Source organism: Brakhagea baltica, from assembly GCF_052161605.1.
Lineage (GTDB): Bacteria > Planctomycetota > Planctomycetia > Pirellulales > Pirellulaceae > JBKCUI01.
In genome coordinates this window covers 6,299,390-6,319,595 of sequence record NZ_CP197409.1, presented here as the reverse complement: position 1 = coordinate 6,319,595, position 20,206 = coordinate 6,299,390, and the positions used below count along the sequence as shown (strand labels likewise).

17 protein-coding genes are annotated in these 20,206 nt (G+C 50.6%); 10 read left to right on the top strand and 7 right to left on the bottom strand.

All coding sequences use genetic code 11. The features are described from left to right. Positions 1–150: 150 nt before the first annotated feature. From SH449x_RS24750 to SH449x_RS24705, 10 genes are all read left to right on the top strand, one after another. Positions 151–753 (top strand): Maf family protein, encoded by a 603-nt coding sequence (locus SH449x_RS24750; RefSeq protein ID WP_482378752.1) that lies wholly within the window; start codon positions 151–153, stop codon positions 751–753. A 118-nt stretch (positions 754–871) separates the two neighbouring features. Further along, positions 872–3,358 carry a vWA domain-containing protein gene (locus SH449x_RS24745; RefSeq protein WP_482378751.1) on the top strand — a complete coding sequence of 829 codons (2,487 nt, stop codon included), beginning with the start codon at positions 872–874 and terminating at the stop codon, positions 3,356–3,358. Then, positions 3,358–5,655, top strand: coding sequence for a hypothetical protein (locus SH449x_RS24740; RefSeq protein WP_482378750.1), 2,298 nt, complete (start codon positions 3,358–3,360; stop codon positions 5,653–5,655). Before SH449x_RS24745 ends, SH449x_RS24740 begins: the two co-directional genes overlap by 1 nt. A gap of 134 nt (positions 5,656–5,789) precedes the next feature. Further along, a complete protein-coding gene (locus SH449x_RS24735) occupies positions 5,790–7,439 on the top strand; it encodes an FkbM family methyltransferase (protein ID WP_482378749.1) in 1,650 nt (549 codons plus the stop codon). Between the two features lie 137 nt (positions 7,440–7,576). Further along, positions 7,577–8,086 carry a hypothetical protein gene (locus tag SH449x_RS24730; RefSeq protein WP_482378748.1) on the top strand — a complete coding sequence of 170 codons (510 nt, stop codon included), beginning with the start codon at positions 7,577–7,579 and terminating at the stop codon, positions 8,084–8,086. A 12-nt stretch (positions 8,087–8,098) separates the two neighbouring features. Continuing rightward, complete coding sequence (locus SH449x_RS24725; protein WP_482378747.1) at positions 8,099–9,208, top strand: RluA family pseudouridine synthase; 1,110 nt, start codon at positions 8,099–8,101, stop codon at positions 9,206–9,208. Positions 9,209–9,420: 212 nt separating this feature from the next. Continuing rightward, a complete protein-coding gene (locus tag SH449x_RS24720) occupies positions 9,421–10,653 on the top strand; it encodes an endonuclease/exonuclease/phosphatase family protein (protein ID WP_482378746.1) in 1,233 nt (410 codons plus the stop codon). Between the two features lie 13 nt (positions 10,654–10,666). Further along, positions 10,667–11,410, top strand: a complete 744-nt coding sequence (locus tag SH449x_RS24715; protein WP_482378745.1) for an isoprenyl transferase — start codon at positions 10,667–10,669, stop codon at positions 11,408–11,410. A 781-nt stretch (positions 11,411–12,191) separates the two neighbouring features. After that, a complete protein-coding gene (locus SH449x_RS24710) occupies positions 12,192–13,160 on the top strand; it encodes a DUF1559 family PulG-like putative transporter (protein WP_482378744.1) in 969 nt (322 codons plus the stop codon). A gap of 101 nt (positions 13,161–13,261) precedes the next feature. Beyond that, entirely contained in the window at positions 13,262–13,684 is a 423-nt protein-coding gene (locus tag SH449x_RS24705; RefSeq protein WP_482378743.1) for a peptidase associated/transthyretin-like domain-containing protein, read from the top strand. Between the two features lie 101 nt (positions 13,685–13,785). On the opposite strand, the gene SH449x_RS24700 is transcribed toward SH449x_RS24705, so the two are convergent. The 7 genes from SH449x_RS24700 to SH449x_RS24670 form a co-directional block, all read right to left on the bottom strand. Next, positions 13,786–14,016 (bottom strand): hypothetical protein, encoded by a 231-nt coding sequence (locus SH449x_RS24700; RefSeq protein ID WP_482378742.1) that lies wholly within the window; start codon positions 14,014–14,016, stop codon positions 13,786–13,788. Between the two features lie 24 nt (positions 14,017–14,040). Next, positions 14,041–14,874: a CheR family methyltransferase gene (locus tag SH449x_RS24695; RefSeq protein WP_482378741.1), complete on the bottom strand. Its 834-nt coding sequence runs from the start codon at positions 14,872–14,874 to the stop codon at positions 14,041–14,043. Between the two features lie 2 nt (positions 14,875–14,876). Beyond that, the gene (locus tag SH449x_RS24690; protein WP_482378740.1) at positions 14,877–15,986 is read right to left on the bottom strand and encodes a protein-glutamate methylesterase/protein-glutamine glutaminase; all 1,110 of its coding nucleotides are present in this window, start codon (positions 15,984–15,986) and stop codon (positions 14,877–14,879) included. 2 nt (positions 15,987–15,988) lie between these two features. After that, the gene (locus tag SH449x_RS24685) at positions 15,989–16,357 is read right to left on the bottom strand and encodes a response regulator (RefSeq protein WP_482378739.1); all 369 of its coding nucleotides are present in this window, start codon (positions 16,355–16,357) and stop codon (positions 15,989–15,991) included. 164 nt (positions 16,358–16,521) lie between these two features. Then, positions 16,522–16,884 (bottom strand): YbaN family protein, encoded by a 363-nt coding sequence (locus tag SH449x_RS24680; RefSeq protein WP_482381853.1) that lies wholly within the window; start codon positions 16,882–16,884, stop codon positions 16,522–16,524. Between the two features lie 123 nt (positions 16,885–17,007). Further along, complete coding sequence (gene hemA / locus SH449x_RS24675) at positions 17,008–18,267, bottom strand: glutamyl-tRNA reductase (RefSeq protein ID WP_482378738.1); 1,260 nt, start codon at positions 18,265–18,267, stop codon at positions 17,008–17,010. Positions 18,268–18,349: 82 nt separating this feature from the next. Next, a complete protein-coding gene (locus tag SH449x_RS24670; protein WP_482378737.1) occupies positions 18,350–20,146 on the bottom strand; it encodes a methyl-accepting chemotaxis protein in 1,797 nt (598 codons plus the stop codon). Positions 20,147–20,206 lie beyond the last annotated feature (60 nt).

Sequence of the window (20,206 nt, the reverse complement as noted above, 5' to 3'; positions counted from 1 at the left end):
GATCGGATTGCTCAGCTCAGTGGAGTTTTTGGAGCGACCGATACGAACGATCATTTCTGAGCGACCCACGCGAGTGCTGTTTTCGGACCGACCGCGTGGGTTTTTCATTCCCTACACTTTTGTCCCCCGCATTTTTGTACCAAGGCACGGATGTTCAAACCACGTTCCAACTTTACTCCAGACTCCAGAGAACTAATTCTGGCTAGCTCCTCCCCCCGCAGGTCCGAACTCCTGGCCAGTTACGGCTATCGATTTCGCGTCGTCGAGCCTGATCCAACAGCCGAATGCGGTGTCTGCTCGCGCGAAACGCCACCGGAACTCGTCGCACGGTTGGCTTACCAAAAGGGATCCAATGTCGTCGACAAGATCGAAAGCGGGATCGTGCTGGCCGCTGACACGGTCGCCGAATGTGTCGGCATTATTCTCGGCAAGCCGGAATCTCGTGAGCACGCCCGAGAAATGCTCTGCCGATTGCGAGGACGCGAACACTCCGTCTACAGCGGAGTGTGCCTATGGGACAAGGCGTCGGCGTCGAGATCGGTCTGCGTCGATGTTTCCCGGTTGGTCATGGACCCTATCTCAGACCAAGAAGTAGAGGACTATCTCGATACCGATCAATGGGTTGGCAAAGCGGGTGCCTTTGGCTTTCAAGACGGCCCCCCTTGGGTTCACTTGAAATCCGGGTCGCCAACCAACGTAGTGGGCCTGCCGATGGAGCTTCTGGATAGTATGCTATCGAAGTTTCTCATCTAATTCGTTACGATCGTTGGAGAAGGGAGTGCCAAATGATCAACAAAAGTTTGAGCGTGCACGCAATCGGTGCGCTTTTAACCAGCAAATTCAAATCGATTCATCGACTGCGGGCCTATCGATGAGTTTTCTCCATCTATCACTGCTAGCTGGTGGATTGTTAGCGGCAGCTCCCATTCTGCTGCATCTGCTAGGCAAGAAGCAACCAAAGGTGATTATTTTTCCAGCGGTTCGCTTCGTCAGGCAAACAGCTGTCGAGTCGCAAAAAGGTTGGTCGATCCGCCGATGGCTTTTGTTGTTCCTGAGAGCTTTACTGGTTCTGCTAGCCGCGATTGCGTTCGCGTCTCCCCGCGTTCCCAGTGCCCAATGGGCAACGGCAGTTCTGATCGGGTTGGTCTGCCTCTTAGCCGTGATCGCAACGGCTATTGCGGTCACTGCGGTTCTCTCGCAACGTTCCCGATGGATCGTCACCATTGCTTCGATAGCTTCGTTGGTGCTCTGGCTCATGGGAGGGGCTTGGTTTACGCTCGCTAGCTTTGGAGGAGCCGGCGCAGCGATTCCGAATCTCAGCGGCCCGATCGCGGCTGCTATCGTGTTGGACACCTCCCCCTCAATGGATTATCTGTACCAAAACCAATCTCGTTTGGAAGTTGCCAAAGAAACCGCCACTTGGCTTATGAACAAGCTACCCATTGGCAGCCAGATCGCCATCTGCAACAGCGATGGGGCCGTTCGCTTACTCAACGATCGTACCTCAGCCAATCGCTTGCTTGACAAGACGGAGGTCGAGGGCCGAGCCTCCTCGATGGTCCAAAGGATCGCCGCCTCCATCGAAGCCCTAAAGAAGTCGGAATTGGATCGCAGAGAGATCTATATCTTATCCGACCTGAACACTTCGTCTTGGAAGGGAGTCGAGACGCCGACGATTTCTCGCTTGCTCTCGACCGAGCCCGAATCCGACAAATCCCCGCCCATTCTTATGCAAATTGTCGACCTGAGCGTACCTAGCAAGGAGATCCGCAACTGGGGTATCAGCACCGTCGACATGAGTCAAAAATCGGCCACGACAGGTGGCAATGTTTCGCTAGAAGTCGAGATCTTCGCTTCCGACGGCGAGGTGACTGCAACTCCCGAACAGATGACGGTCGAGTTCGCAGTCGAGGGACCGAACCGCGAATCGGCAGTTAGCGGTAACTCACTTACTCCCGCCGAGCTGATCGTGCGAGACCGACAGCTCGTAAGCGTATCGAATGCATCATCGATGAAGCTCAAATTCGAATGGCGCGATCTGCTCGAAGGTCTCAACAACGCTGAGATTCGAATCGCTCGCCCCGACCCTTTAATGGCTGACAACAAACTTTTTCTTTCCCTCGAGACGATCGCCGTGGGGCAATCAATCGTTGCGGCCAGCGACCAAAACGCTGCCGATCTAATTTCCATAGCCATTGATCCGGATTCCGCTTCATCCGACATCGCCTACCGATCGGTCCGCCAAGAATCGTATGCGGGGCTAGCCTCAGCTCGACTAAACGACTTGTCGATGGTTGTACTCTACGATCCAGCCTCGATTGACGCCGATACGTGCGACCGACTCGACCAGTGGGTCAACGGAGGGGGCGGACTTATGATTATTCTGGGACCTGGCTATCGCACCGCCGAGGAGTGGAATGCCAGCCCGGTTCGAAAGCTTCTTCCCGGCACGATCAAACGTCAGACTAGAAGGGCCGACACGGACCGTGGTATTGTTCTCTATCCGACCAATCCGAATCATCCCATTTGGAGCGTCTTTGAGATGCCGGTCGATGAAGTTCCCTGGGCCAACTATCCCGTATTTCGACATTGGGATATCGAGGACTTAACGGACAGCTCCTTTCCACTGATGAGGTTCACGCAAAACGAGCTCCCCGCCATCATCGAGGAGTATCGCGGACAAGGCCGAATTCTTACTTGGGCGTTACCTTATCCTGATTCCGCGGATCAACCCTGGAGCGAGTTGTTTCGCACTACCTCGTCTCCCGAATGGCCGTTCGGTTTGTTCGAAGGCTCACTGCGTTACCTCGCAGCTCCCAACAGCCAACAGACCAACTACTTTGTCGACCAGCGAGTTCTGCTTCAAAACGACAACACGACTCACCCCTCGAAGTATGTATTGTTCGATCCCAAAGGAGAACAATCGGTCGTCGAAGCTAGCGAGTCCGCCATAGAAGTCAGCTTCACTAAGCACGCCGGATTCTATCGCCTCAAGGGCTTGCGCCCCCAAGGAATCATTCTGCGAGGCTTTAGCGTGAACGTTGATCGATCAGAGATTAGCTTAGATCGTGTCTCCGAGGATATCCTGACGACAGGCCTGGGAGAGTCGAACTTTCGGCTCGCACGAGATCGTGAAGGAATCGAATTCTCGCTCGGCGAGGGACGCAGTGGGCGAGAGCTGACACCCTATATCCTGGTGGTTGTAGTGCTGTTGTTTTTGTCGGAGCAAGCGATGGCGAGTCGCTTTTACGCTACGAATTCTTCTTCATTGCAGCCCAGCATGTCAAGTCGCCTATCGTCGCCTCAGCGACCGAAGCGGCCGGCTTCCGCATCCGCTTCTCTGAGCGGGAGGGCGTGATGGATTGGTCTCTCAGTCCCATCTTCGGGAGCTTTACGCTCGTCTTGTTGTTTTCCCTGGCATTCCTGCTCCTCTTGATCCTGCTCAATGAAACTGGCAGGATCACGCGATGGCAATCGATTTGTTTGTGGAGTCTGCGTCTACTCACTTGTTTAGTCTTGCTCCTGGTACTACTCAAGCCGGGCATTACGTTTACTCGCCAATCGACACCGCCGGGCACGATCGCCGTGGTTCTCGACGAATCTGCCAGCATGCAACTGGCCTTTGGTGATGGAGAGAGAAGCCGTTGGCAAGTCCAATTAGAGACGATCGATCGCATTTGGAAGCAGCGGGACACCATTGGCAGCAATAGCATTTGGCAGTCGTTCTTGTACGGGAAAAATTTGCGACCCCTTAGTGCAGGTGGCAGTAGCAGCCCCACCGTTGCAGCTCCAGAAAAAGCCAACGAGCCTGTAACCGATATTGGAGGCCCGCTGAGCCAATTGATGTCCATGAATCTGGAATCCCCCCTCTCGGCTGTCATCTGGATGGGTGACGGCGCGCAGACGCTAAACCCGGCCAGCATCGACCCGATGCTTATGTCTCGCAAACTTTTGCAGATCGATGTGCCACTCTACATGGTTGGGATCGGGCCTCGAGCACAAAGCGAAAATTCTCGGGACCTTAGCGTTACAGGTATCCCAGAGCAGATCGATGTCTTTACCAAGAATCAATTCAATCTGGTCGGCAGTTTGCGTGCTCGCGGAGTCGCAAATCGCTCCGTAGCAGTCCGACTCTATCTCAAAACGGAAACGAACGAGTCGACCGAACTAACGCGAGTCATTCTTAACCCAACTCGCGACGATGAAACCATTCCGTTTCAATTGGGACTCATAGCGCCCGAGCCAGGGGCATACGAACTCCTCGTTCGAGCCGATCCGGTAGCCGGAGAGATCACCGAACAGAACAATCAGCAGACGACGTATCTCAACGTACGTGACGGCGGCTCTCGCATTCTATTTCTCGAGGGAGAAGCCCGCTTTGAGATGAAGTTCATGCGGAATTCGATCGCGGAAAGCAAAGACTTTACCTTGTCGACACGCCCTATCAGGAAACCACCGGTACAGAATTGGCCCATCGATCTAACCGAACAACTTTCCGGTTCCGCTTATGACTGCATCATTCTGGGGGATGTGGATTATCGAGCGATCGATGCCGCTGGAGCGCAATTGATCGCCGAGCAAGTGAGAAACGGAACGGGCTTGATCACCCTCGGTGGATATCACACCTATGCACCTGGTGGCTGGGGGGAATCGCAACCCTTTCGTGACCTGCTCCCAGTCGTGCTCGGCACTGCTCCCCGACAACCGTTGGACGGAACGGTTGATACTCGCTCTCAAATCGCGGGACCTGTAAAGCTCAACGTCGTTGGTAACCCTGAGATGCTAAGAATCGATGAAACGGGAGGGCTAGCGATTTGGAACGAGCTGAATCCTTTGCTTGGTGCAAACCGCTGGGAAGGAATCAAGAACACTCCAGGAACGGTGCTCTTGGCGAAAAGCGACCGAAACGAGCCTTTGATGGTGGCAGGCCAAGCGGGTATGGGGCGAGTCCTCTGCCTCGCGTTCGACTCGACCTACGTTTGGGTAAGACAGGGCCGACAAGAGGAACACAAAGCCTTTTGGCGTCAATTGATCTATTGGTGCATGCGTAGAGAAGTCGTTGAGGAGGGAATGAATCTTCGGATGAGTCGAAGACGACTTACCTTGAGCGAGTCCGCTGAAGTCATCTTGGACTGGAATGGTGGAACGGACAATTTAGAAATGCCATCGAACATATCGTTGCACCTATGGAAGATTTCGGATACCGACTCAGCTTCTCAGCCTGTCGACTTGGGAGAGGTCATCATGTCAAAGCGTGACAACAAGTCGCTTCGAGCGAATTTTCCTGGCACCGCCAATCCCGGCCGCTATGAATGGCGGGCCTCAACGGTCGGTTCTCAAGGCCAGAGGGTAGAAGCTAAGCTCCCTTTTATTGTGGAAGATCTGTCACTTGAGAATCTGCAACCTATTCCAGATTGGGGGCTGATGGAACAGATGGTCCGTTTGAACCGTGATGCGGGGGGCAAGCTTTTCACGCCCGACCAAGCTGACGAGATTGTCAGCTTGCTCAGAGAACGTCGAAAAATGGCGACTGAAACCATCGTAGAAAACCAGCGTCTCGGGGACGGAATCGTTGATAGTTGGATTACCTTTCTATTGTTAGGGGCCCTCATGATTTCGCAATGGGGACTTAGAAAGCGCTGGAATTTGCCTTAGAATCGTTCGGTAGGAAACAGAGCACCTCACCCTCCCTTCTTTTTCACCTCAACCTCCCTTTGGGAGGGTCGAGCGAAGCGAGGGGATGGAAGCGAGGCGTGGTGAGGGATCAATCAGACGGAACAGGCAACTCGATGCATTCGTTTTATCAATCCATTTCGACGTGCATTGCTAGAGACATAGCTACTTGGCGGGTCGCATCGCAACGGCTTGTTCGTTCGGTTTCTGCTCAGCGTTACGTGGTCTACGTACCCGATTACGATCTGGAATTGTTTCGCAGAGAAACCGACAGCGAATTCGAGATCGTTGCAGAATCCAGCTTGAATCTGCCTAGTCTTGCCGAGATAAAGGACCGGCTGGGACCGAGCCTTGCCCATCGTGCCGGCTGGATTCTTCAGCAATTGATCAAGATCGAAGCGTTGCGGGCAGGAGACGCCGGCAGCGTATCACTCATCTGGGATGCTGACACGATTCCTTTGAAGCCACTCGAATTCTTTCACGGTGACCGATTGCTCTTCCGTGAATCGGATGAGATGCACGAGCCTTACTTTCTCTCCATGCAGTCCCTTCTCGGAATACCGAAACTTGCTGAGAAGAGTTTCATCGCTCAGTGTTTTCCCTACCCTTGCTCGGCTGCACAATATTTTTGCCAGGGAGTCGAACAGAAACACAATAAACCTTGGTGGGATGCGATCATAGAACATACAGACCGCAGCACCGAAGCTGGATTTAGCGAATACGAAACGCTCGGTAATTTTCTGTTGTGGACCAATCCTCAGATCGTCGAGCGACTTCCATCAAAATGGTATCGCAAAGGGAACAAGCTGTTCTCTAGCCCGAGCCAGTTAGCCCTCGGCAGCGAACCAAGCTTTGTAAAACGGCTCCCCTATGAGTTTGTGAGTTTCGAAAGCTGGGAAAGTAAACGAACGATTGAGCGACCGTTACAAATCGCAACGCATATCATGTTCGACCTAGCCCACCGCTCTTTGGCAGCTCTAACCGGTCGATCACGCCACCTCATTAGCGACAAAGATGCCGTGGTAGCTCAGTTCCTGCGATGGTATTTTCGTCAACCGGAGCCGAAGTTCCTGGTCCAAGTCGGAGCGAACGACGGCGAAATGTGCGATCCGCTCCGCCCATTTCTTCGAACGCCCGGCAACTCCGATAATTACCGAGCCGTGCTAGTAGAACCACTATGGTTTTATGTGAAAAAGCTTGAGGCTCTTTATACGAACCGAGACGACATTGAGATCCGACAATGTGCATGCAGCAAAACCCCGGGAAGCTTGAGCTTCTTTTCCATCCCGCCTGACATGGCCGATCAGATGGATGGTGAGGGACCGGCAAACCGCTGGGCGCACGGACAAGGCTCGTTTGAGAAGTCGATCGTCGAGGAATGGATTCAACGGAATAGCTTTCGGGGAGAATCTTATCGGCGTCGTATTCCTGAGTTCCTGGCATCCATTCGCGAAGACCACGTCCCTGTCGTTCCCGTGTCGGATATGTTTCAGACCGCCGCTTCAGGCGATTTGAAGCTACTGCTGATCGACGCTCAAGGATTCGAGCTAGAAGTGCTCCAGGGTATCGATTGGGACATGCCTCCCGAGTTTGTGATTTGCGAGGACGACCGAAAGTCAGGCCGGAGGGCTGCGGATCTGCTAGCCCAAAAGGGTTACGATTTTTTGGGGGGCAAATCTGACAAACTCTATGCCCAGAAGCAAGTAGTAGAACGGTTTATGAAGTCAAACTCCCCCATTTGTAGTGGAACCCTCAAGCCTTTTTGAGGATTTTCCAGCGGGCAACAAAGTTCGGGCGTAGTCAATCGGTCGAAACTCTGCGACACTACCCGCAATGGGGTGGCCATCCCGGGCTCGGTTGGCTGCTCGGAACAAAACGATTTCTTTTTATGGTTTCTAAGGTTATGTCTCAATCTGACAGCAACACATTCGCAGAACTCACAGCCGCGATCTCCCAAGAGGACAGCGGTGCTGTGCAGTCGTGGTTCCTCAACCGCGAGTTTTTCCTCTTAGTGCTCGCGTCAGAAGAAGACGAAGAAGCTTACTCGGCCTTGATCGTCGAGGGTGAAGACTTTCCCGCCGTCGTGGTTTTTCTGGACGAAGAGCGAGCCAACACTTTCTCCAAGACCATCGCGGAACAACTCGATGGCGAAGTCGTGGAGTTGCTATCAGTTGATGGAGCGACACTGCTCGATCCGCTCAACTTCGAAATCGGCATCGTGCTCAATCCCGAGGAAGAAGACATGATCATGGTTCACCCTGATCTCGTCGGGCTCGAAATGGAAGATGGCGAGGAAGACGATGAAGATGAAGATGATCTCGACGACGAAGAGTTCGACGACGACTTTGATGAGGAATTCGACGATGAAGATGACGAAGAGTCAGACGAGGAAGAATCCGAAGAAAAGCGATAGTACGGACAGCCAGTGACACTTCCGATTGATGAAACAGCATCGCCCGAATCGCCTGAGTCTACCGAATCGGTGGCTGCTGAATTGCTAGCCCCCGAATCGACTGTCATTGAGTCGCCTGACGATTCAGCCGAATCGCTCGAGAATGTGGAATTCGTGGTACCCTCCGAGCATGAAGGAAAGAGGATCGATCTCTTTCTAACTCTCATGCTTGACGGCTATAGCCGCGTTTTCCTACGACGAGTGATCGCTGAGGATCAGGTCTTCGTGGACGGTCGGCCGGTCAAGCCTGCGTTTAAAGTCTTCGAGGGGCAACGAATCCGAATCGGGGTTCTGCCACCACCTCCGACGGATGGTCCCATCCCGGAAAAGATCCCTCTGAATGTCTTGTTCGAAGATGAGTATCTAGCCGTTATCAACAAGCCGCCAGGCATGGTTGTGCATCCGGCCAAAGGTCATTGGTCAGGAACCTTGACCGCTGCACTCGCTCACCATTTCCAGCAACTCAGTGACGCCGGCGGAGCAACTCGCCCCGGCATCGTACACCGCCTGGATCGTGATACGAGCGGTGTGATTGCGATCGCCAAAACCAACGAAGTGCACTTTAAACTATGTGCCCAGTTTGAAGCCAGAGAAGTCAACAAGACATACATGGCACTAGTGCTCGGCAAGCTGGACCGTGATCGCGACTGGATCAACCAACCGATCGGGCATCATCCTTACCAACGCGAAAAAATGGCGATTCGCTCAGGGCATCATTCGAGCCGCGATGCGTCGACTTATTTTGAAGTCGTCGAACGGTATGAGGGCTATGCTCTGCTCAACGTCTTGCCCAAGACGGGGCGAACGCACCAAATCCGTTTGCATCTCGCCCACATCGGATGTCCTATCCTTTGTGACCGATTGTATGGTGGACATGCACAGGTCACCCGCGGACAGCTTCTACGACGGCACGCTTCGGGACTCCCCCCCAAGCCGGGAGACGATACTGTCGAGCTCGAACGTCAAGCCTTGCATGCATATAAGCTGGAATTCAAACATCCCAAATCAGGTGAGTCGATGCAGTTTGTCGCTCCCATCCCTGAGGATTTCGAGCGTGTACTGACCGTGTTAAGAAACGCTTAAAAGGGAGCGATGTTGGCAAGGTTTGCCCCCATGGAGGAGCGTGATCCATTAAGCTCTGGGAACACAGCCTAACACAGGCCGGACGAAATGTTGGTCACCGGTTGGGAACGAGTGGGGTGCCCACCAGTCTCGTCGTTTCTGCGGCGATTGGAGCTAGCCTACCTGTGATGGCCAAACGATCCTTTGAACGCAAAGTTACTTCCAAAACTTCCATGAAGACGCAACCAACACTTCTATTCCTGCTGAACCTTGGCTTTCTAGTTTCCTCTGGTTCCTGGGCATTCCAGCAAACCGTTTATGCTCAGCAGGTCGCTCCCCCCGCCCCCGGGACCTACCGAGTCGCAACATTCAACATGGCGTTGAATCGCAAGAACAATGGCGATTTGGCCAGAGATCTGGAACAGGGAGACGAGCAAGCCAAAAAGATTGCTACCATCGTGCAGATCGTCCGACCTGACGTGCTTTTGGCCAACGAAGTCGACTATGACGGTGGAAAAACGGCCAAGCTGCTCGCCGAAGGCTATCTCAACACTGAGATCTCAGAAGCCCAAACAAAACCGATGGATTACCAGCATTGGTTTACTGCCGAGGTCAATACCGGCATTCAGTCGGGATTGAATTTGACAGGGACGGGAAAAACCGGAAAGCCCGAAGATGCCTGGGGTTACGGGGCCTTTCCCGGCCAGTACGGAATGGTGGTTTACAGCCGATTTCCATTGCAAACGGACCAGATTAGGACGTTTCAAAGGTTTCTATGGAGCGACATGCCAAACCCACTCGTTCCAGGAACGGGAGATCGCGAGGCAGGAACCTGGAAAGCCTATTACCCCGACGAGATTTGGAAGCAACTGCGACTCAGTTCGAAATCCCACTGGGACATTCCGGTGAAAATCGATGGAAAGCAATTGCACCTCCTCGCCAGCCATCCAACCCCTCCCGTCTTCGACGGCCCCGAGGATCGAAACGGATGTCGCAACCACGACGAGATTCGCCTCTTCGCTGATTACATCGAGGGAGCTAATTATATGATGGACGACTCGGGAGTGCGGGGCGGACTTTCTCAAACGGCATCGTTTGTGGTGATGGGAGATCTCAATGCCGATCCCTATGACGGGGACGGCATCCAGGCTGGAATCAACCGGCTGCTAGAATCCAAGAGAGTGAACAACAGCTTTACGCCTAGAAGCCCTGGAGCGGTCGAAGCATCGAAGATTTCTGGGCAAGCCAATTTGAAACACCGTGGTGACTCTGCCCATGATACAGGAGACTTTAATGACCGAAATCCAGGCAATCTGCGTATCGATTACGTGCTCCCTTCAGCAGATCTAAAGATTGTAGGCGGGGGAGTTTACTGGTTAACAAAAGAGGAAAGCCAGTCGTTACCGATCGACGTTTCGGATGCTTCGGACCATCATTTGGTTTGGATCGACATCCAGTTTCCCTAGTCACCTATTATCGATGTCATTCTTTCGCAAAAAACCAAAGCCCGCACCGACGCAGGATCTCGTCATCCCGCCCCACGTGGCCATTATCATGGACGGAAACGGGCGTTGGGCTCAATCTCGCGGGCTGCCGCGTGTCGAGGGGCATCGAAAAGGAGCGGATTCAGTCCGGGCCGCTTGCGAAGCCTGCGTTGAGCTTGGGATCAAGCATTTGACCCTTTATTGTTTCTCAAACGAGAACTGGAAACGCCCTAAAGACGAACTTGATTTCCTGATGGGGCTCTTGAAAAAATTCTTGGTCCAGGAGTGCAAAACGCTTCTTGAGAAGAACATGAAGCTGACAGTGATCGGTCGTCGGCAAGGCTTACCAGAAGATGTTTTAACGGAAATGGATTCGGTGATCGAACAGAGCAAGGACTGTACCGGTTTGCATCTATGTCTGGCGATCAACTACGGCAGCAGACAAGAGATTGTCGACGGCGTACAAAAGATCGCACAGCAAGTGCAATCGGGTGCCCTGAGAGTTGACGACATCGACGAAACAACAATCTCAACTTCGCTCTACACATCGGATATGCCCGATCCGGATTTGTTGATTCGCACCAGCGGCGAAATGCGAATCAGTAATTATTTGTTGTGGCAGATCAGCTACAGCGAACTCTACATCACCAAGCGGCCATGGCCTGAGTTCGGTCGCGACGACATGCTTCTAGCGATTGAGGACTACAGCAAACGCCACCGACGTTTCGGCGGTCTTTGATATGCTAATTCCCCCATAGAGCCTTACCTTTCACCCTCCCGAAGAATTCTGGATTCTTTTGTAGTGGACGAGGCAACGAGGCCATTTGCATGGAAGACCGCCTCCCCTGATACCAACCAATTCGCACCAGCGCTTGGATCGAACCACTCCTCTACGCTAAGGACGCATGAACTCCTACGCATACTTTGCACAAATCCTAAGCCCGTCCGATGCGTAGATCTGCGAAAGCAACTCCGAGAAGACCACCATCCAGGTAAACAATCGCGGCTCGGTGGAAAGGGATTGATCCACCTTGTCCTTAACGCCCTTCGTTCCTCAGAGCGTGCCACCCGGGACTGATGCCTGCGAAAGAAATAACTGTCTCGGTTGATAAACCTCCCGAGTTATCTAAGCTCTTACCGTTTCGACAGGCCAGCCTGAGGGGGGCAGTTGTTCAAGATTTATTGTCCCCTTCCCGTTATCTTTTAGCGTCCGCTTTTCTTTTACCCGTGGAATTGCATCAGTTTGCACCAGAAGCAATGGCGAACGTGGAAGAGTGGAAACTTAAAGAACAATTCATAATTTCTTCATCTAAAAATGGATAGCTTCGGGTATGTTTCTCGCCCGTCGCATCGAGCAGATGTCGTGCTAGACAGCACGTCTTCTCGTGCGATCGGGAGAGTCGGAGATTCGACGTAGAATTTTCGACTAGGTGGGCTGGCAACAAAAGTTGGAGATAGTTTCACCTGTGTGATTTTTTAATTGTTACAGAGCCGTCACCTTATAAGGAAGAGGACATTAGATGAAGATTTCTAGACGCCAAAGAGGATTCACGCTCGTCGAATTGTTGGTAGTCATCGCAATTATCGGAATTCTGGTCGGGTTGTTGTTACCCGCCGTTCAGGCTGCTCGCGAGGCGGCACGTCGCATGCAATGCAGCAACAACCTGAAGCAATTCGGGTTGGCTATGCACAATTTTGAAAGCGCATACAAAGCATTCCCAGAATCCAGACCGCGTGATTTGGCTGGCGGTCGCCTGAGTTGGTGCGTTGTGGTTCTCGATTTCGTGGAACAAGGAAATTTGTCCAATATTTACGATAAGAATATTCGTTGGAATATGGGAACCAACGTTGCTGCTGGCCAAAATGTTTTGTCCTTGTTCATTTGTCCTTCCGCTCCAGTGGGATCGCAGCGATTTCCAGCTTTTGGAACCGGAACAGATGTAGACGGCCGCGTCATGGGCCCCTCTGACTATATCGTGATGCACCGCTTGAGAAATCGATTTTATTTGGCGCAGGGCATTGTCAATCCCGGAGGCACTGCTGACCAGGATGGTGTTCTTGTCCAAAACAAAAAGACCCGAATTGGCGAAATTACAGATGGTACATCGAACACTTTGCTGATCTTAGAAAATGCCGCGCGTCCGAATTGGTATATTCGAGACGGAGGGATCATTCGCAGTATGGGTTCTGCGTTACCGCGACCTGAAGGCTTTGGCTGGACTGACCCGGATGGTGGAGCTGGCTCGATGGATGGCACCCATCGACTAAATGGAGGCATCAACAATGGTAGCGGTTTAGTTGGCGGTGAGCCTGGAACATGCATCATGAACTGCAACAATGATAGTGAACCGTTCAGCTTTCACACCGGTGGTATGAACGTCGGTTTAGCAGATGGTTCCGTACGTTTTCTCACCGAAAGTGTTGCGGCAGATGTATTTGCTGCCCTCATGACGGCACGAGGTGGCGAAGTCGTCTCTGGAGACTTCTAGTCAGCAACTGTGTCGAATGTCAGTTTTTTCAAGCGTGAGTTTGCGACGGCAACCCACGCTTGTTTGTTAGGAATCCGCGATAGAGGCTCACCGCTACCGATATGAAAAAACCCGCCATCTTTTGTGCTTTGGTTTTCACCACCATCATGCTTTCGCTGTTGTCATCCGGATGCGGAAAAGGGCCTGTGGCGAGGCCGGACGGCGTCAAGGTCAGTGGAAAAGCGTTCCTTCCAAATGGTTCTCCCCTAACGGGAGGCACGCTCATTTTTCGTCCTGAGGATGGACTATTCGCGGTATCCGCGTTGATACAGCCCGATGGTACATTCACCCTTCAAGACTCTGCAAACATTCCTTCTGTTGTTCCCGGAAAGTACCAAGTGTTTGTAACGTTTCCTAATCCGAATCACACTGCACTTCGTAGTGCGATCCCCGAGATGTATCAGCAAAGCGAAGACTTCGACTCCGACATTGTTGTAACTGTTACGGAAACCATCGAAGATTTGGTTGTCCGTTTCAAAAAATAATGGGACAGGGTTAATCCGACTGGGATTAGTCGCTTACGATGCCGCCATCCGCATCTCGAATGCGTCGTTGATCGAGAATAACGAATGCCTTGCACCAACATCTACGCATACTTGGCACAAATCCCAAGGCCGTCCGATGTGTAGATCTGCGAAAGCATCTCCGAGAAGACTACCATCCAGGTAAACAATCGCGGCTCGGTGGAAAGGGATTGATCCACTTTGTCCTTAATATGCTTGAGCTCACAGTGCCCTCGCCCTAGTTTGCGGCGACGACAGTAGATGACTGGCCAAACGGAATCCCAAACGTTCGAGAAGACTTGTGTAACGCTCAAATCATTCTTGCCACCGTAGGAAACTCATAAAGGTCGATAGCAAACTGCATCGCCAATCTTTTCTCTGGAATACGCCGTCTCGAATCCCATAGTTGATTCCGAACCGCCTAGAAATAAATAACCATCACTCCGTAGGCACTTGTGAACCTTACTTAATATTCTCTGTTTTGTTGCAATATCGAAATAGATTAGTACATTTCTTAGAAACGCAATATCAGCCACGGGAATATCTGGCCACGGCTCAACAAGATTAATCAGGCGAAAATCAACCATTTGTCGAATATCTTCATTAATTATCCATTTCATTCCAGATCGTTTGAAATACTTAAGTAGAAATTGCGTAGGGAGGCCGCGGTTGACTTCGGTTTGATTGAACTCAGCAGCTTTTGCCTTCTCAAGTACCTTCGAACAAATATCCGATGCAAGTATTCGCAAGGACCACCCCGTAATCTCTGGAAAATACTCACGCAGTAACATCGCAATTGTGTAAGGCTCTTGCCCACTAGAACAAGCATTGGACCAAATCGTCAAACTTCGCTCGTTATGACGCCGCCTTATTAAATCTGGCAAAACTTGACTTCTAAGCGCATTGAAAGGATGTAAATCGCGAAAGAAACTTGTTTCATTCGTAGTCATTGCCTCAACAACCTCTTGGACGAGGAATGATGACCTTGGTTTTTTAAGCTCTACCACGAGATCCTCGAAAGATTCAAATCCATGGGCACGTAGAATTGGTGACAAGCGTGATTGTACGAGGTAAGCTTTTTGATCATCGAGCACAATCGCCGACTTATTTCTCACCATCAAACTAATGAAACCAAAGGTCTCAGCATTCAATATAGGTATAGTTGCAGACATTTTTACCCTCTCAAATTCGCAAGGACACCATGTTTTCGATGACGAAAAGCGTGCCGAATGATTTCATCCGCTATCCGGTCCAAAGGTAGGATACGATCAGCTAATTTCGCCTCCGCGACTGCCCCGGGCATTCCCCAGACAGTTGAGCTGGGCTTATCTTGTGCGATAATATAGCCACCACTTTGATGGATACCTCGACACCCTTCCAATCCATCTCTTCCCATCCCTGTTAGTATAGTAGCCAAAACATGGGGCCCGAAAACTGTATCGATGGAGCGGAACAGCACATCGACTGAAGGACGGCAAAAATTCTCCATCGGCGACTGATCGAGATGGACTCGACAAACAGCTCCTTCTCTCTGAACAAACATATGCTGTCCACCTGGAGCAATTAACGCGGTTCCAGGGCGAACCAAATCACCATCAGTTGCCTCTCGGACGGAAATACAACAGGACTGGTTCAGTCGGTCGGCCAGCTGCTTTGTGAATACTGGCGGCATATGCTGCACAATCAAGATCGGTATTGGAAAATTCTCAGGCAACTGCGGCAGCAATGTCGCCAACGCGTTAGGCCCTCCAGTTGATACACCAATTGCTAAGACGTCAAAGCGAACGTCGGATACCTTGGAAGTTACATTCGAGCTCCGCTTGTTATCAATGGGCGCTTGTGCCCCCGCCCTACCTGAAAGCGAGTCTTCGTTCGCACGAAACAACCCTCGTACTTTGGGAAGCAATTCCCTCTGGACATTATGGATGGCTTCAGTCACACTACCGACTTGAGACGGCTTGGTTACATAATCGTTCGCCCCCTTTGCCAAGGCTTCGAAGGTCGCATCCGCACCACGCTCTGTAAGTGAGCTAAACATGATAACCGGGAGCCTGTCATAAAGCTTACGAATTTCCACGATAGTTTGCAAACCGTCCATCACCGGCATCTCAAGATCCAATGTGACAACATCGGGTCGGGCAATGGGAATCTTAGCCAAAGCTATTTTTCCATTGGCAGCCCAGCCAACAATCTCGATTTCGCTATCGATGGAAAGCGACTCAGAGAGCAACCTTCGCATTACCGCTGAGTCATCGACGATAAGAACTTTTATCCTGCGCGACATGTTCAATTGATAACTCCGAGCAAGCGCAGTTTGTCATGAATCGTAGGCTGGTCGAACGGCTTCATTACGTATTCGCTAACTCCAGCGAGATAGGCGAGAGCAATTCGCTGCATTTCGATTTCGGTCGTAACCATCATCACAGGCAATTCAGAGAATTCTTCTACAGCACGAACCTCCTTGATGAAAGAGAGTCCGTCCATCACTGGCATGTTCCAGTCAACAAGGACCACATTCGGTGGACCAAATTGTCGTAGATGTTCCATGGCTTCGAGCCCATTCCCAGCCTCGGCAACCTCAAAACCCAAACTCTCTAACATATTCCCAATGACGGTTCGCATCGTTCGCGAATCATCGATAACTAAAGCATTCATGCGATTACCCCTACTCAAAAAACACATACAACCTTCAACATGCCCTACGGTCTGAAACGAAGTTCCTGTACCTAACTGATTATTGAATGGTCGTATACTCAGAAAAAAACACTACCACTCAGCCACTAACATTCGCTCGATACGCGATACGAATATCATCATCATCATACTCCCCTGCGATAGAAGAGTATCATGACAGATCCAAGCATTCCTAAAAATACAATCGTTGTCAAAAAGATCGGACCTATATTCGAAGCGCTTTTCATGACAAAACAACTAACAAAAATACTTACCCACATACATACTAACGCACTAATACGTGCCCGAAGTGGCATTGGCGTCGAACCGTCTAAATAGCACGTGTAGTTTCTAAAAACCTTGCTGCCAAAGAGTCTTTGCTGAAGTCGTGGATTGCTCCTGGTAAGAAAATACGAAGCTACTATAAGAGGACCGGTAGTCGGAATGCCAGGAAGAAACACCCCGACAAATCCAACCGCGACAAATAAAACACCAACACCTGTAAACATAATTCGTTGGGTGCTTGACAGACTTGGGATACTTAGTTTTAGACCATCTGGACGAATCTCGTGAATGGCCTGTATTTTGATTGTCATTGTCATTTAATCCTTACGATATCATCTGTGTAATAATTACGATTTACCACAAGTTGCGTTTTTGGCAACTGAACTTACAACGGAACGCAAAACATTGACGTGTGGATGAAGTAGCTTTTTGAGTTCACGATGAATCACATAATGTATATCCTCCACCGATCTTTCATCGGTACCGGTCAGGCGTTCTGTGATTCGGCTGGGGGCAGCTGCTAGGTCAAGATACAAGGATTTTAAAACGTCTTCGAGCGGTCGGCAATCTAACCAATCCTGCCAACTTCGCTTTTCAATTTCAATGAGTCGCTCCACATCGGGTACCGCTTCGAGACGGCGAGCAAGATTCTGATCCTGCTTTTCCCTGATGTTATCGATCCCAATCTGTTTGATCGGTAAGGAATCATCGAATTCGACGTTGGGAGGCATACCAGCGTCGATAATTAGTTTTGCTGTGTGGTGGAGGCTATTCTTAGGTAGCCTGTTAAGCAACGCTCGGCGGATGATAGGCTCATTCGAACCAGTCGCTGCTACAACGACATGAGAGCATTCAATAGCATGATTCAGCTCGCTCCATGGTATTACTTTGCCAGAATGTTTTGATGCAAGATGCTGTGCTCGCTCAACGGTTCGGTTTGCGATTGAAATCTCATAGATTCCCCTATTTTTGATTAGTCTAGCAACGCCTGAGTTGATCGAACCCGCGCCAATTAGTAGAATCCGCGTTGCTATGCCAGACTTATCATTCCATTCATCGATCGTATCACATATTGCTGCCGCTACACCCGATGATCCGGAACTTATAGTTGTTTCTGATCTAACAAAGCTTCCAAGACTCAGGGCTCTTCCTATGGCTTGTTCTAAATAAGCCCCTGACGTTCCCGAGTATCTTGCAAACTGGAGTGCCTGCCGAACCTGCTGCACAATCTGCGTATCTCCAAGAATCAAGGATTCAAGTCCGCAAGTAACGCTTAGTACGTGCTCGTAGGCAGCCGTGCCCTGAAGCTTCCGAATCATCCCCTTTTCCTGCATTTCTTTAAAATGCGGACAGTACCTATTTATGATATTACCCAATCTACGATAAACAGATGGATCTCTGGGGCCGAAAAGGATAAACTCCACACGATTGCAAGTTGATATCATGCAGAATTCCACGTCCCCAATTTCTTTCGAAATATCCTGATGAATGGATTGAGCAAACTCTTTGGAGAATGCGAGGTGCTTACGCTCACAAGCTGCCGCGTTGCGAAAACTCGTTCCCATGAGGAAGAGTTCTTTTGTTGAGCGATCATTTTTCTGTATCATGACTATTCTTGATTTTGTAATACTATTATCAGTCGGGGCTTCACCGAGGCGCAGCCCCTTAATCAAAAACTCAACTCTGTGCCTAAAACTTAAACCGGGAGATCAGTTGTTGAAGCTCGGCGGACATTCGAGACAGTTCACTGGCTGCCTGCTGCGTGTTTGAGGCACCTTGGGATGTGCTATCAGCAGCCGACGCGACCGTCGTAATGTTTTGCGCTATTTCACCAGATTTTTTCGCCGCTTCCGCAACGTTGCGTCCCATCTCATTCGCGGTGGCCGTCTGTTCCTCAACCGCACTGGCAATTGTATTGGAGATGTCATTGATCTGGTTTATCACATCGCTTATTTTCTTGATTGCCTCAACCGCACCTCGCGAATCCGACTGTATCGTTTCAATCTTAAGGCTTATATCTTCCGTCGCCTTCGCTGTCTCCTTGGCTAGTTCTTTGACCTCATTGGCGACGACCGCGAAGCCTTTCCCCGCTTCTCCCGCACGCGCTGCTTCAATCGTCGCATTCAGTGCCAGCAGGTTTGTTTGCTCGGCGATAGATGTAATCACCTTTACAACCTTACCGATTTCCGTGCTACTTTCACCAAGTTTACCGATTGTTTGATTGGTAGTCTCAGCAATCACCACAGCTTGCTGGGTTACACGTGCTGAATCAGCCGCGCTTTTTGCGATTTCCCGTATCGCTGAATTCATCTCCTCAATACCAGTGGCCGCAACGTTGACATTCTGACTAACCTGCTCAGATGCTGAGGATACAAGATTTGCCTGGCTCGATGTCTCTTCCGCGTTACCGGACATCTGCGTACTAACCGAAGAAAGCTCTTCGGATGCACCCGCCAAAGCTGTAACATTGTCTGAGATTGCCGAAACGCTTCGTCGCAGGTCAGCAAGGAACTGAGAGAGTCCGATTCCCATTTGACCAATCGCGTCTTCGCCGATGACAGAAACCTCCTTCGTGAGATCGCCCTGTGCTGCTGCGTTTACAACTTCGAGAATCTTGTTTACCTTCTCTCGGAGTTCTTCTGAGGCCTTCTGATCTCGTTCATGGTTCTCTTGTATTTTCCTCGCATTCTCGACTTTCTCAGTCACGAGTGACCAAACCACCAAGGTTCCAGTTACCTTGCCTTCAGGATCAAAAATGCTATTTGCCTGCAAGCTAAAATGTTCGGGACCAATTTGAATCTGTCCCGTAAACGGTAGATTCTTTGGGTCATTCAATAGTCGGCGTTGATGTTCTGGCCGCTTATGAAAAACGTCAATCGACTGGCCGACAAGTTGTTCGGCGGGAATCGGTAGGAATTGCTCTACTTTCTTTAGTAGTCGAATGGCAGCAGGGTTGGCGTAAGTAATAACAAAGTTGCTGTCTGCATAAGTAACAGCAGCAGCCATACTATCCATCATGGATCGGATCTTTGCGTTGTCGATCGACTGCAATTTTTGATCAGTAATATCTACCGAAAGCTGTACAATCTTCACGGGTTCATCGTTACTATCAAAAACCGCATAGTATTGCGATTGTACCCAGACATCCTTTCCAGCCTTGTTGATAAGTTTGTATTCGCCAGAGTGAGGAATTCCTTTTGCAACATCCGCCCAACATTTTCGAAAGGCGGAACTATTGTAGTACGCACCATCCATAAGAATACTATGGTTCTCTCCTTCAAGATCTGCCAAGTTGTAATCCAACATGGCGAGGTACTTTTCATTTGCCGCTCGAATCGTTCCGTCCATATCGTACTCAATCGCGGCAAAAACATTGTGTATTACCTCGACTTGTTCGCGATATTCATCGGTCTGTACCCCAACGGAATGAGAAGTACTCAATTTTTTTTGGTAAGCTGGCTTACGCTGCACGTTATTTGATGACATTTTAAAATCTCTTGTTTTTAGAATTGAAACGGAAAGGTAAAAAATCTTTCGTGACTAATG